This is a genomic window from Ferrimonas sediminicola (genome assembly GCF_005116715.1).
GTDB classification, from domain to species: domain Bacteria; phylum Pseudomonadota; class Gammaproteobacteria; order Enterobacterales; family Shewanellaceae; genus Ferrimonas; species Ferrimonas sediminicola.
This window is the reverse complement of sequence record NZ_SWCI01000005.1, coordinates 173,873-187,654: the sequence shown is the minus strand read 5'-3', so window position 1 is coordinate 187,654 and position 13,782 is coordinate 173,873. Positions and strand designations below refer to the sequence as shown.

The window sequence follows — 13,782 nt, the reverse complement described above, 5'->3', positions numbered from 1 at the left end:
TCAACGCCGTCCACTGGGGCGGCGTTGTTCTTGGTGTGCTAGGGATTTAGCGCGGCTTTGAGCGGATCGCTGGGGCGGAAGGCGGCGCTAGAGCGGAAGGGGATCTCTATGGTTTCTCCGGTGACCGGATTGCGGCCGCTCTTGGGAAGGTGATGGCGTACCTCAAACACGCCGAGTTTAGGCAGGTACACCTTCTCGCCCTCATGCAGGGCACGGGCGATGCTCTCCAGCAATTGGGACAGGCTGGCTTGACACTGGGCTTGGCTCAGGCCGCTGCGGGCCGCCATGGTTTGAATCAATTGTTTCCGATTCATGGGTCTCTCAGGTTGATGCGCAGGAGCGGCTTTATACCTGAAATTGGCTGGTGAATCGATGGGGAGGGAACCAACTGATGCCCCTTTGGTCAACGGCGGGGCAAAAGAAAGCGCCACCCGGGAGGGACAGCGCAACATGACTAGCTTGGGAACATTAAGCGCTTTGAAGTGTATGAGGTTTGTTACTGCTTTGCTGTGAACTGGCTCACGGCGGCGGTGAAAAAGATGATGGATTAGAGGAGAATTTTCGTTCCCGGCCGGACTTTGGGTAACGTTATGAAAATAAAGGTTTATGCGATTAAAAGTTGCCGCCGTGAACGACGCGGATCCCACCGCGTTCCGCCAGGGTGATCTCGAGGGGAAGTCGGGGCCACAAGCTGCTTGGATTGTCATCTGGCTGCAATCTGACGGGCGTAGAGTAGCCTTCATCGCAACACGCTCTCTCGTGATTGTTTTGACCTTGAAACCCCTGGCCCCCAGAGACTCCTCTCGGGGGCATTTTTTTGCCTGGTCCCAGCCTGCTTCCGGGACCGCGGTGTGTCACGGCAACTTCATTTTTCACTCTGCATTTCATGAGATCTCCAGCGCTTGCCATACTTATCTCTACCCACTTACCGAAATGGGGGCGGCAAATATCGGCCCGGTTCTGGGGTGGGACTGAGAGGCGGATGCCGTGGGTTAGCGAGCGGCTAAGGGGAGTGGGGTTTGGTCAGGGGACTCAGTCTGCTAGCGATACTTTGCTGTCTGTGGGGGGCGGGGCTGGTCCATGCCGCCCGGCAGGAGGCCGGTGGCCAACAGCTGGCCGCCGACGAGTTGACCCGGCAGTTGGCGTTTCTCTCCGCCGCCAATCTTTCCCCCCAGCTTTCCTCCGCTCACCAGGCGCTCATCGACCCTGGACTGCCCCCCGAGCAACGGGATGAGCTGCTGTTCCTCGGATTCCAGTTGATTCGGGCCTTTAATCAGCAGCTGCGTGCACGCCCCCTGGGCGAGGATGGCCTGGGCGATGCCCCCTTCCTGTTGCAGACGGCGGAGGGGGGGGAGTACCCGCTGATCAAGGCGGCGCACCGGGGAGAGATCTGGCAACGGGTGGCGGAGCTGGCTCCCGAGGGGGTCCGCTATCTGCGGGCGCGTGACCGGGTGGACGCCTTGATGAGGCTGGAGTCGATTCCCTGGCCCGATTTCCCCTCCGACTCCCTGATTGAACCGGGACAGCGACATCCCCAGGTGATCGATGTTCGACAGGTGCTGACCTGGCTTGGCGACCATCGGGGACCGGACCGGGGTGAGGTCTATGATCCGGGCCTGGTGGACTCGGTGCGCCGATTTCAGCGCCGCCACGGCTTGGCGGCGGATGGGGTGGTTGGACCCAGGACCCAAGCCTGGCTCAGGGTAACCCCAAGGGTTAGGGCCCAGAGGCTGGCCAGAAATATTCTGCGTCAGTGGCATGATCGCATGGCGTTCGATGCCTCCTACCTGCTGGTGAACATTCCTGATTACCGGCTGCGATGGATCACCCCGCAGGGAGAGAGGTTCAGCGCCAGGGTGGTGGTGGGGCGCAACAGCAGGCGTACCCCGAGGATGGCCACAGAGGTGGTGAGCCTGGTGGTGAACCCCAGCTGGAATGTGCCTCGCTCCATCCTACGGCGAGATCTGCTGCCCAAGATACGGCGCAGCGGTGACTATGTGTCCAGGCAAGGATTTGACGCCTTCACCCTGAGTGGCGAGCCGGTGCACTTCCCTCCCGAGAAGTGGCAGCAGGTTGCACGGGGGCCGTTTCCCTACCGCCTGTCTCAGCGACCCGGTGATGGCAACGCCCTCGGCAGATTCAAGTTCCACCTGACCAACAGCCGGGCCATCTATCTTCATGATACCGCCGAGCCGGAGTTGTTTGACCGTCAGCAGCGCGCCCTGAGTTCGGGCTGTGTCCGGGTTGAGGAGGCGGAACTGCTTGCCCGCCAACTGGCCTTTGAGGGAGAGGTGGATGAGGCGGGCTTCGACCTGGCCAGGAGCCTGGGTGAGACCCGCTGGTTCAGGCTGAGGCGGCCGCTGCCGGTCTATCTGGTCTACTGGAGTGCCTGGCTTAACGACAAGGGGGTTGCCCACTATCGCCGGGACATCTATCACCAGGATGGTGATCTGGATCACAAAATGGCCATCGCCATGGCTCAGGGGAACCAAGACAAAGGAGATTGATTCTTAGGGTGATATCCGAAAATTTTATCGGGTAGCATAGAATATTGGTTCTTGCCAGTACAATTTTTAGCCGTTAGCTTTGGTGCGCCGGTCCGGGAGCCGGCACCCTGTTGATTGTACTGGAAAGAGTGAATGTCTGTTATTGATAACAACAAACGCAAGCTGATTTTGGGAATTGGCGCCCTAGCCGCATTGAGCCAGTTACCCGCCCCTGCCTATGCTGGGCGGGCCACTCCGAAGCGACTCAGCTTCTATAACCGTCATACCGGGGAAAGCACAAGCCAGACCTTCTGGGCTGAGAACCAGTATGATCAGTCCGCCCTCGACGCGTTCCGCCGGGTGCTCAGGGACCACCGTACCGGTGAGGAGATGGCCATGGACAGCGGCCTGTATGAGTTGCTCTATGATCTGACCCAAACCCTGGGTACCGATCGGCGCATCGAGATCATCTCAGGCTACCGAAGCCCAAAGACCAACGCCATGCTGGCCAGTCACTCCTCCAAAGTGGCCAAGAAGAGTTACCACATGAAGGGGATGGCTATCGACATTGCCATTCCCGGGGTGGAGCTGTCCGAGTTGCGTAGGGCGGCCCTGTCGCTGAAGCGGGGCGGAGTGGGCTTCTATCCCAAATCGGGCTTTGTTCACCTGGATACCGGTCGGGTCAGGCAGTGGTAGTCACAGGAGGCTGGTGATCCGGCGCCGGCCGTGGTAGACTCCGTCCGCTTTTTGCAAAGTGCCACTGCTGGTCGCAAGCAGTGGCATTAATTTTTCTGACATTGAAGGTATTAACTATGTCTTTCGTATTTGAAGCCGTTGTACGTACTGACCTGGGGAAAGGTGCGAGCCGCCGCCTGCGTCATGCTGACAAAATTCCCGCCATCATCTATGGCGGCAGCGAAGAAGCCGTTGCTATCGAGCTGGAGCACAATGTAATCCTGCAAGCCCAGGAGAACGAGAACTTCTACACCGACGAACTGACCATCAACATCGATGGCAAGGCGGTTAAGGTGAAGGCTCAGGACATGCAGCGTCACCCCTACAAGCCTAAAGTGACCCACATCGACTTTAAGCGCGTTTAATTAACGCCGGCTTGAAAAGGCGCCCTCAGGGGCGCTTTTTTTATGCCCGCCCGCCGACGCCCTTGTTCCACCTTCTTTACAGATGTGATCTGGCTCTCTTTTTCCAAAAGGATAAAACGGGCTGAGTTTTTGGGTACAATCCCAGCCCCTGTAATGGAAGAGATGCCTCTACCGGCAGATAAGGAGAGTCGAATGACGGTGTACGCCACCCTATGTAGCCTGGCTGCCCTGGCGATGATGATCGCCTTCATCAACAGCAAGGTGGGACGAATGCAGGTGACCATCGCCATTACCGCCGGAGCGCTGATACTGTCGCTGCTGATCGTCATCGCCGGTAAGGCGGGCTGGTTTTCGCTGAAGATCGTGGCTGCCGAGGCCATCGACCGCATCAACTTCGAGACCTTCCTCCTCAACGGCATGCTGGGTTTCCTGCTGTTTGCCGGCGGGCTGGGAATCAAGCTGCCCAACCTCAAGGCGCAGAAGTGGGAGATCGCCATCCTGGCTCTGGTCGGTACCCTGGTGTCCACGGTGTTGATCGGCGGGGTGCTGTGGCAGTTCTTCCGTCTGCTCGGTGTGGAGTTCGATCTGGTCTACTGCCTGCTGTTCGGTGCACTGATCTCGCCGACCGATCCCATCGCGGTGTTGGCCATCGTTAAGAAGATGCAGGCGCCCGAGCAGATCAGCGTGCAGATCGAGGGGGAGTCGCTGTTCAACGACGGCTTCGGCCTGGTGCTGTTCGTCACCCTGTTTGCGGTGGCCTTCGGCGGCGAGGCGCCCACCTGGGGAGGGATCAGCCGGCTGTTCATTCACGAGGCGATAGGCGGGATCCTCTACGGCCTGGCCCTTGGATTGCTGTTCCATACCCTGATCAGTTCGACCGACGACCACTCGATGGAGCTGCTGCTGACCCTGGGGATCCCCACCGGCGGTTATGTCCTGGCCAGTGTCCTGGAGGTGTCCGGCCCCCTGGCAATGGTGGTCTCCGGTATCATCATCGGCAACTGGACCCGCCATACCGGGATGTCCGATGAAACCCGCAACCATCTGGACAACTTCTGGGAGTTGGTGGATGAGTTTCTCAACGGTGTACTCTTCCTGTTGATAGGCCTGACCCTGCTCACCTTCTCCTTCCATGAGGAGGACTGGATCCTGATGGTGGTCTCCATACCCGTGGTGCTGGCCGCCCGCTATCTGAGCGTTCGCCTCTGCTACCTGGGTTTCAGCCGTTATCGGCGCTACAACCCGTTGTCGGTGGCGATCTTGACCTGGGGAGGCCTGCGAGGCGGCCTGGCGTTGGCGATGGCGATGTCGGTGCCCTCGGGGATCATCGTGGTGGCGGACAAGGGGATCGATGTCCGGGAGATCCTGCTGGTGATGACCTACTCGGTGGTGGTGTTCTCCATCCTGGTGCAGGGCTCGAGCATCGCTCCGTTGATTCAGCGGGCGAACCGTCTGGAGCAGGATGCCGTCGCGCCGGGGATGGCCGGCGGGGACACCCACGGCGTTCACTCCGGGCAAAGATAATTGCGTCGCCGCTCTTGCCATGCCAGATGGATTGAGTCCAAAATGTGAATAGAGACTTGGCTTTTATATAATTATTCTGATTCTGGCAACGATGGACCTACTTAAATCGATACGGATATTCCGGGCCGTACTGGAACAACAGAGCTTCTCCGCGGCGGCGGCCTCCCTGAACCTGGTGCCGTCGGCGGTCAGCCGCCAGGTGAGTGAACTGGAGAGGCACCTGGGGGTGCAGTTGTTGCAGCGCACCACCCGCTCGGTGCGCCTGACCGATGAGGGGCAGCGCTACCTGGCCAAGATGGAGTCCATCTGCAAAGAGGTGGATGGGCTCTATGGCAGTGCCCAGAGTGGTGAAGGGCTGGCGGGGACCATCAGGATGGTGGCTCCGGTGCTCTTTGGCCAGTCGATCTTGCCGACGGCCCTGGCGGAGTTTGGCCGGGAGAACCCCGGGGTGGCCATCGAGCTGCAGCTGCTCAATCGTCAGTGCGACCTGGTGGACGAGGGCTATGACTTTGCCATACGAACCGGCAAGCAGCCGGACAGCGGGGTGGTGGCCACCAAGCTGACCACCATGAGGATGCTGACCGGGGCGTCCCCGGGCTACCTGGCCCTCAATGGGGTGCCTCATCACCCGGCGGATCTGACCCGGCACAACTGTTTGATCAACAATGTTCACCGTACCCCACGCTCCTGGCTCTATCAGGATCAGGGCCATCGGATTCCGGTTAAGGTGGATGGGGATTTCGAGAGCAACGACAGCCTCTGCATCCGCGCCCAGGCCCAGGCGGACAGGGGAGTGGTGCAGCTGGCGGACTTCCAGTTGTGGCGCGCCTTCGATACCGGTGCCCTGCAGCCGATCCTCAGTGACTATGAACCGGCACCGGTGCCGGTCTGGTTGCTTCATCCTGCCCAGCGCTTCCTGCCCGGGGTGCAGCGGGCGCTGATGCAGTTCCTGGTGGAGTACCTGAAGCGCAACGCGCTGAAACGGATGCCCGTCTGAGTAAAGATGGCTGCCTCGTGGCAGCCACTCTTGCGGCGAGCTCCTGGATTAACCCGCTTCACTGCACGGGGTTAGACCATGGGCAGCATCGACAGCAGGAGTGATCCGGCCATGGTCAGGTTAAATCCCTTGACTCGACGTGAGGTGGTTAGCCAGCGTTGCAGTTGGGTGCCAGCAGCGGCCCATAAGCTGACCGACGGCAGGTTGAGTATCAGAAAGACCCCCGCAATTATCCCCACCTCTTGCCAATGGCCGTGGCTATAGAGGGTGACAGCAGTTAGTGCCATAGACCAGCCCTTTGGGTTAACCCATTGAAACCCTGCGGCGGCCATGAAGGTCATGGGCTGAAATTCAGTCTCCTGTTTTGAATGATCTGAGTTGGCGATCTTCAGAGCCAGATAGCAGAGGTAGGCCAGGCTCAGGCACTTGAGCAGGGTCTGTGACTGGGGCATGGCCGCCAACACGCCCATCAGGCCAGCTCCGACCAGCACCACCATCAGCGCAAAGCCCAGAGAGACCCCCAGCATATGGGGAATAGTGCGAACAAAGCCGACTTTTGCCCCGGAGCTCATCAGCATGATGTTGTTGGGGCCCGGTGTCATGGTCGAGACAAAAGCGAACAGCGCTAACGCGCCAAGGTGTTGAAATTCCATCAATCCTCTCCTGGCTAAAGGGTGAAAACAGTGTTTTGGCCGATTGAGGAAGATAATAGATAGAAACTCGGGCAATTTTGTGCTTTTATTTGCCTATCACCGGAAATGTCTGCAATAAATGGTTGTCATGGACAGGTTTGACGAAAAAATATTGCGCGAGCTGCGGCGGGAGGGAAGACTCTCCAATGTTGAGCTGTCGGAGCGGGTGGGGTTGTCCACTTCGGCAACACTGCGCCGGGTACAGGACCTGGAGCGCAGAGGGGTCATAAAGGGCTACCGAGCGGTCTTGGACAGGGGACTGATGGGGGTTGGATTTGTCGCCTATGTGTCCATCGGACTCTCATCCCATGGCAAGAAGGCACAATTGGCCTTTGAGGAGCATGTCCGCTTCCAAGGGGAGGTGGTCGAGTGTCACAACATCACCGGCGCCAATGAGTATCTTCTGCGGGTTGAAACGGCGGATCTTCAAAGTTACAAGAGGTTTCATGCAGATGTTCTGGGGGAGTGTGAGCATGTTAAGAGTATCAGCACCATGGTGGTGATGGACACCCCTAAGGATGAACGCTAAGCCCGTCTGAGCCGGCTCAGGCCCGCTTGCTTCCTGTCGACAAGAGTGAAAAAGGCTGCTTGCGCAGCCTTTTTTACCGGGTCAATGAGTTCCGCTTTGAGGATCAACCATGGCATTGACCGGGTTATTGTCTTCATCCAGCTCCATCTGGCTCCAGCCGTGCATGTAGGCCATCGCCTCCTCGACAGTGGCAATCACCTGCTCGGGCTCGGGGTTGGCGCCGTCACGCCAGGCCACGGCGTGCTCCTCGTCGCTGCCCAGGGTGGCCAGGTAGCCCATAAACTGGCAGCAGGATTCTACCTCTTCCAACTGCTCGGGCGTGCAGATCTCCTGCCACTTCGCCTTGAGTACCGCAAAGCCGGTGAGGAACCCGGCGCACCAGTGACGCAGTTCCATGGGGACCTGTCTCTGTTTCAGTTCATCCAGCAGGGGGCGACATTTGGGAGAGAGCACCTCGCCTCGTTTCACCACCTCTGTGTGCAGTTGATTGTAGAGGGCGAACAACTGCTCCATCACCCTGTTCTCGAAGGGCCACAGCTCCTGCTCCGGTTGGGTGTTGGCGATGTGGGCGCTCCAGACACCGGGATCGATGGTCTTGGGGAAGCAGTGCAGGTGAGCCAGGTAGCCGCGGCTCTGCATCAGGGTCATGCCACCATACTGGGCAGCGTCATCCAGGGTTTTCGCCAGGTGCTTCTCGTCGGATTTGGTCAGTTTTTCATTCATTTGCGTTCGAGCCCGGTGGGTAGCATCTCAGGAAGAGGGCTGATAATGCCAGTTGTTCACTGCCATTTTAATGCTCTGGCGCAAGGTTGGGGAAAATAACTTCATTTTTCCGTCCCGAAACCAGGGGGAGGATCCCCCTGGCTTCGAGCGGAGCGGGGATCAGTGCTGCGCCTTGCCCCCGATGCCGGTGTACATGGCATCGCCATAACGTTCCTGGCCATAGGTGGTGAGAATCGCCTGGCCGGTGTCCGAGCCGACAAAGTCGATGAACTGGCGCGACAGCTCCAGGGCCCGGGGGTTGCCGTCGACCGCCCGCAGGGCATGGTAGGTGTTCACCAGGATGGGGTCGCCGGAAAACAGCACCTTGAGGTTGTTCAGCTTGGCCTTCTCGGCCACCCAGGTGGAGCTGTCGGTCATAAAGTAGCCGTGTTGCTTATTGGCCTGCTGCAGGGTGGCCCGCATGAACTTTCCGGTGACCCGGTACCACTGGCCCCCGGGTTGGTGTTCGGTCAGGGCCCAGATCATCAGCTCCTTCTTGTGCGTGCCGGAGTTGTCTCCCCGCGACAGAAACAGGGCGCGGTTGTCGGCGACCCTCTGGTAGGCCTGGGCGATGGAACCGGCCTGCTCAACCTGGGCGGGATCCGCGTGGGGGCCGACCAGATAGAACTCATTGCTGCCGATGAGGCTGCGCTGGGTGGCCCAGCCCTCCTGCACTGCTCGTTTCTCTGCCGCCGGCGCGTGGACCATGGCCATCTCCACATCGCCGCTCTTGAGCAGGGCCAGCGACTTGCCCGATCCCGCCTTGACCCAGCAGAGGCGGCTGTCGTGATCCTGGTTGAATCGCTCGGCCAGCGCTTGCAGCAACCCAAGCTCACCTGGGCTGCCGGTGGCCAGGCGGAAGGTGATCCCGCCTTCGCCATAGCTGGCTTTGCACTGGGTGGCGTGGGCGGGGAGGGCGGCCAGGCCGATCAGGGTGAGGATTGAGGCTCTCAATATCATGATGGACTCCAAAATCGGGGCGCCAGGCCGCCGGCAAACGGCGGCGGCGGACGCCGGGAAACAGGTGTCCGGCATGGTTGATCTGGCGCACGGTTATCGCAACGGTTGTCGTGTCGCATTAGGAGGAAGATCAACATAAAATCCGCCTTGGGGAGAGGGATGACGAAAACTGACGGCGTTGCCTGGACAGAATGTCTCGATCTTGGGTTGCTCGGTGACAGGGGGAAAACCGGAGTGTGGCCGGCAGAGAGGTCGACAGAGCCGGCGGTGCCGACCCTGCCGACCGGAGCGGAAGGGCAGGCTCTTGAAAAAAATTGGGGCCGGACGGTTCGCCAGCAAATAGGTGTCGCGACCCCCAAGAAACTGATGGGGCCAGTCTGGCCTGATGACGGAGATCTTCAACACGAATACCAGCTATGTGTGAGCGGTGTCACGGTGTAAGTGGCTGTTAAAAATGAGATTACTTCTAATGACACTCGGGGCGGACAAAATGTCGCAACCTCAGGCCGCCACCGGCACCTCGTGCGGCCGACCGACAGCGGGGCGGACGGTCATCCGACCGGTGGCAGGGTGTTGCTGCGGCGTGGCGCGACGGATCACTGTGGTGTCCCCTTTCCTATGGCATACTGTCGGGCTCGTTGCAACCTGTGTGAGTGCCTATGACCCCTGCCGTCAATGCCGCCAAGAAGGCGAAAGTCCCATTTCAGCTCCATCAATATCAGCATGATCCCAGCGCCGCCTCCTACGGACTTGAGGCCGCCGAGGCCCTGGGACAGGACCCGGCCCGGGTATTCAAGACCCTGCTGGCAGCCGATGACGGCGGTCAGCTCTATGTGGCGGTGGTACCGGTCATCGGCCAGCTGGATCTCAAGGCGCTGGCCAAGGCGGTGAAAGCCAAGCGCCTGGCCATGGCCGATCCCAAGGTGGCGGAGAAGGCTACCGGCTACGTGGTGGGTGGCATCAGTCCGCTGGGCCAGAAGAAACGCCTCACCCTGGTGTTGGACGCCTCGGCGGAGGCGTTTGAGACCATCTGTGTCTCCGGTGGTCGTCGCGGCCTGGAGATCGAGCTGGCCCCCGCCGATCTTCTGACACTCACCGGAGGCCGTTTTGCCGCCGTGGGCAGCACCTAGGTGAGGTCTCGGGGCCGGGCGCCTCTCCTCGGGAGCGGCTGTGCGTCCCCCGGGGTCAGCAGAGGTGACAGGGCTATGGTTATGAGGAGGATCGGACGCCTCTGCTTGCCCTGGCTATGTCCGTCATAGCCAGGGCTGTGCAAAGAGGAGCCAGCCGGCAGGAGACTGAGCCGCGCCAAACACGCGCCATGAAAAAGGCCACCTTGCGGTGGCCTTGTCAGTTCAAGAAACCCGGTTAGCGCTTAGGCTGGGACGCACGGTCCAGCAGGCTGAGGATGTTCTTGTAGGGGATGCCGGAGTGAGTGGTCAGGCCGATCTCACAGGTGGCGGAGACGGAGTAACCGCTGGTGCAGCCCTTGTCCTTGGTTTCGGCCTTGAGGTTGCGCAGGCCATGCTCGTTCAACTCAGGGAAGTTCATGCCCCGGTTGCCGGCCATGCCACAGCAACCCACCTTGTCGCGGTCAGGCACCACTACCTCGGAGGCACACAGCTTGGCCAGGCCGACCAGGTCGTCCACGATGCCCATCTTGCGGCAGGTACAGGTTGGGTGAACCGCGATCTTCTCTTCGATCTTGGTGATCTCCAGGCGGTCAACCATGTACTGCATGGCGAACTCCTCTGGACCCAGCAGGTTCAGGCGCTTGTCACAGGCACGGCGCATACGCTCCAGACAGGCGGTGGTTTCCACCAGGATGGGGTGTTCACCGTTGTTGGACACCTCCAGCAGCCACTTGGACAGTTCGTCGGACTTGCGGTCCGCCTGCTCGTTGTGTCCGTAGGACTCCCAGGACTGGCCACAGCACAGACCCTGAGGCTTCTCGCCGCACAGCATCTCGATGTTGCACTTCTCGAATAGGGCCTTGATGGTGGCGGGTACCGAGCGCTGATCCGGGTTGTTCGGGGCGGTACCCAGCATACGGTTCAGACAGGCAGGGAAGTACACGGCCTTGATGTCACCGGCAGTCTTCATCTCGGGCAGGGCCTTACCACGCTTGGGCATGCCTGAGGTCCATTGGGGGATCGGCATGCTGGGCAGTACCTTACGGGCAACCTTGGTGATGCCGCTCATGCCGCCTTCGCCGATGACGGCACGGGCGATGTCAGTGGCGCCCAGGGCGAAGCGGGCTACCCCTTCCAGGTTGTCGTACTGGTTGGCGGTGAAGTTGGCGATCTTCTTGTCGGTACCGGTGGCGTACTTGGCACGCTGAACCTTGATGAACTTGCCGGTATCGATGCCCATGGGACAGCCCAGCTTACACAGGCCGTCGGCGGCACAGGTGTCCATGGCGAAGTACTTGTAGTTGGCCTGGAGATCGGCCAGGACTTCGGGCTCACGGCCGGTGGTCTCCAGGGTCTTCATTACCCGGGCGACCGCGGTACGTTGACGGGGAGACAGGGTCAGGCTGTGGGCCACACAGTGTTGTTCACAGAAACCGCACTCGATGCACTTGTCGATAAGGTCGTGCACCTGGGGCAGGGGTTTGAAGCCCTTGGAGTGGCAGTGAGGGTCGTCGTTGATGATCACGCCGGGGTTGAGGATGCCCGCAGGGTCCATCACGCTCTTGGTGCGCTTCATCAGATCGTAGATGCGGGTGCCCCACTCCTTCTCGACGAAGGCGGCCATACCGAAGCCGGTGCCGTGCTCCGCTTTCAGGGAGCCGTCGTACTTGGTAGCGACCAGCTCGACCACCGCCGCCATGAAGTTATCGAAGCGGTCCACTTCCGCCTGGGTGCTGAAGTCCTGGGAGAAGATAACGTGGTAGTTGCCCTCCAGGGCGTGACCGTAGATCACCGCATCGTTGTAGCCGTGCTCGAAGGAGAGGTTCTGCAGATCGATGGTGGCCTGAGGCAGCACTTCGATGGGGAAGGCGATATCCTCGATGATGCAGGAGGTGCCGGCAGGCCGCATGGAACCGGCCAGGGGGAAGACCGCCTTCCGGATGGCCCACATGTTGGCGATCTCGGAACCGTCCTGAGTGAACTCAACGGGGCGGTAGAGACCGTGCTTCTCCATGATGGCGGTCATCTTGGCGGTGTTGCGGTCGATCTCCTCCTGGCTCATGCCGAAGGTTTCGAACAGTACCGCAGTCACATCCTTATCGATGTTGTTCAGGAAATCGGGCGTCTGATACTTGGACGCGGCTACCGCCTTGAGGGCGAAGTTGTCCAGCAGCTCGGCGGCATTGGTTTCATCGAAGGCGTCCTTACGCAGCTCGACGATCGCCTCACAGGCGCCGCGCAGTGAGTCGAAGTACACCATGGCGGACGCGGAGTGGGTCGCCTTGGGCACGTTCTTCATGGTCATCTCGGACAGGAAGCCCAGGGTACCCTCAGAACCCACCATCAGGTGCAGGATGATGTCAAACGGATCGGAGAAGTCCACGAAGGAGTTCATGCCATAGCCGGTCACGTTCTTGATGGAGTATTTGCGCTTGATACGGTCGACCACCTCCTGGTCACCCATGATCTCGTCGCGGATTGCCTCGATGCCCTTGATCACCTCAGGGTATTTGGCGGAGAACTCCTTACGGCTGGCTTCGCTGGCGGTATCGAGGACGAAACCGTCTGCCATCACGATGCGGGCGGAGTCAATCAGCTGGTAGGAGTTTGCGTGGGTACCGCAGTTCATGCCGGAAGCGTTGTTGGCCACAATACCGGCAACCATGGCGGAGGCGATGGTGGCGGGATCGGGGCCGAACTTCCAGCCCAGCGGGTTCAGTACCTGATTGACCTTGGCGCCGATCACACCGGCCTGCAGGCGGATACGCTCTCCGCCGTCCATAACCTCATACTGGTCCCAGTCACCCCCGGCGACCATCAGGATGGAGTCGGAGATCGCCTGACCACACAGGGCGGTACCGGCGGCACGGAAGGTAACCGGAGTCTTGTTGGCATGACACTCTGCCAGTGAAGCGGAAACCTCAGCTTCGGTCTTGGGGTGGACCACAATTTGTGGACGTTTCTGATAGAAAGAGGCGTCGGTACCCCAAGCGACTCGGCGGAGGTTGTCGGTGTGGACGCGTTTAGCATCAAGAATCTGGCTAAGCTTGTTAGCCACTTCACTATAGTTAGCAGTTAGCACTTTTGTATACCCTTATATTTTGTACCAAGGGAATTAAATATTTGACCAAATATTAATTGCACCTGGTATAAGCCGCACCTGGATCACATTTATTCAACATGGATACTATGCCATAAGGGCACTCGAGCATCTTTGGACGAATGACCTAATATAGAGTCATAAAACCCCCGTGTTTTTGTGCGAATGAACATATTGGGTGAAGAAAGATCACTAATGCGCTGTGGAGACCGGGGTATGCTCATCTTTTTGGTTGATAAGTTGGTTAAAGATGACGGCAACCAATCCAAGTGTTCGATTGCAAAGCCAGCGCCCTGTGCGAGATCATTACTGGATCGAGCCGTTTCCGAATGCTTCAGCGCATCCATCTGACATAGAGCAACACCGTATAACGACTCACCACAGTGACCCGATCTACGCCACCATTGTCACCTGATCAATCGCCGTTTCGGCCGTCTATCACCAAGAAAAATTCAATTATCAGCGCCAGTTAGACTCGCAGGAGATACCAAATGAACCTTTT

General features: G+C 59.4%; 11 protein-coding genes and 1 pseudogene. 7 read left to right on the top strand and 5 right to left on the bottom strand.

Going from position 1 to position 13,782, the window contains the following annotated elements; genetic code table 11:
• Positions 1-38: 38 nt before the first annotated feature.
• Positions 39-452, bottom strand: coding sequence for an HU family DNA-binding protein (locus FCL40_RS10085; protein WP_169307079.1), 414 nt, complete (start codon positions 450-452; stop codon positions 39-41).
• Between the two features lie 567 nt (positions 453-1,019).
• Here FCL40_RS10085 and FCL40_RS10080 point away from each other — a divergent pair.
• The 5 genes and pseudogenes from FCL40_RS10080 (at position 1,020) to FCL40_RS10060 (ending at position 6,107) form a co-directional block, all read left to right on the top strand.
• Complete coding sequence (locus FCL40_RS10080; RefSeq protein WP_136853171.1) at positions 1,020-2,507, top strand: L,D-transpeptidase family protein; 1,488 nt, start codon at positions 1,020-1,022, stop codon at positions 2,505-2,507.
• 132 nt (positions 2,508-2,639) lie between these two features.
• A complete protein-coding gene (locus tag FCL40_RS10075; protein ID WP_136853170.1) occupies positions 2,640-3,182 on the top strand; it encodes a DUF882 domain-containing protein in 543 nt (180 codons plus the stop codon).
• A 116-nt stretch (positions 3,183-3,298) separates the two neighbouring features.
• Positions 3,299-3,583: pseudogene (gene rplY / locus FCL40_RS10070) on the top strand (50S ribosomal protein L25); the annotation flags it as partial.
• A 195-nt stretch (positions 3,584-3,778) separates the two neighbouring features.
• Positions 3,779-5,110 carry a cation:proton antiporter gene (locus FCL40_RS10065; protein ID WP_136853168.1) on the top strand — a complete coding sequence of 444 codons (1,332 nt, stop codon included), beginning with the start codon at positions 3,779-3,781 and terminating at the stop codon, positions 5,108-5,110.
• Positions 5,111-5,201: 91 nt separating this feature from the next.
• Complete coding sequence (locus tag FCL40_RS10060; RefSeq protein WP_136853167.1) at positions 5,202-6,107, top strand: LysR family transcriptional regulator; 906 nt, start codon at positions 5,202-5,204, stop codon at positions 6,105-6,107.
• 71 nt (positions 6,108-6,178) lie between these two features.
• On the opposite strand, the gene FCL40_RS10055 is transcribed toward FCL40_RS10060, so the two are convergent.
• Positions 6,179-6,760 (bottom strand): LysE family translocator, encoded by a 582-nt coding sequence (locus FCL40_RS10055; RefSeq protein WP_136853166.1) that lies wholly within the window; start codon positions 6,758-6,760, stop codon positions 6,179-6,181.
• A gap of 127 nt (positions 6,761-6,887) precedes the next feature.
• Between FCL40_RS10055 and FCL40_RS10050 the strand changes: the two genes are divergently transcribed.
• Positions 6,888-7,328, top strand: coding sequence for an Lrp/AsnC family transcriptional regulator (locus tag FCL40_RS10050; protein ID WP_136853165.1), 441 nt, complete (start codon positions 6,888-6,890; stop codon positions 7,326-7,328).
• Between the two features lie 81 nt (positions 7,329-7,409).
• On the opposite strand, the gene FCL40_RS10045 is transcribed toward FCL40_RS10050, so the two are convergent.
• Together FCL40_RS10045 and FCL40_RS10040 are read right to left on the bottom strand one after the other, a co-directional pair.
• Positions 7,410-8,051, bottom strand: coding sequence for a UPF0149 family protein (locus tag FCL40_RS10045; RefSeq protein ID WP_136853164.1), 642 nt, complete (start codon positions 8,049-8,051; stop codon positions 7,410-7,412).
• A 159-nt stretch (positions 8,052-8,210) separates the two neighbouring features.
• Entirely contained in the window at positions 8,211-9,050 is an 840-nt protein-coding gene (locus FCL40_RS10040; protein ID WP_136853163.1) for a substrate-binding domain-containing protein, read from the bottom strand.
• 659 nt (positions 9,051-9,709) lie between these two features.
• Between FCL40_RS10040 and ybaK the strand changes: the two genes are divergently transcribed.
• On the top strand, positions 9,710-10,180 hold the full coding sequence (gene ybaK / locus FCL40_RS10035) for a Cys-tRNA(Pro) deacylase (protein ID WP_136853162.1): 471 nt from the start codon (positions 9,710-9,712) through the stop codon (positions 10,178-10,180).
• Positions 10,181-10,415: 235 nt separating this feature from the next.
• On the opposite strand, the gene FCL40_RS10030 is transcribed toward ybaK, so the two are convergent.
• Positions 10,416-13,238: an FAD-binding and (Fe-S)-binding domain-containing protein gene (locus FCL40_RS10030; protein WP_169307072.1), complete on the bottom strand. Its 2,823-nt coding sequence runs from the start codon at positions 13,236-13,238 to the stop codon at positions 10,416-10,418.
• Positions 13,239-13,782 lie beyond the last annotated feature (544 nt).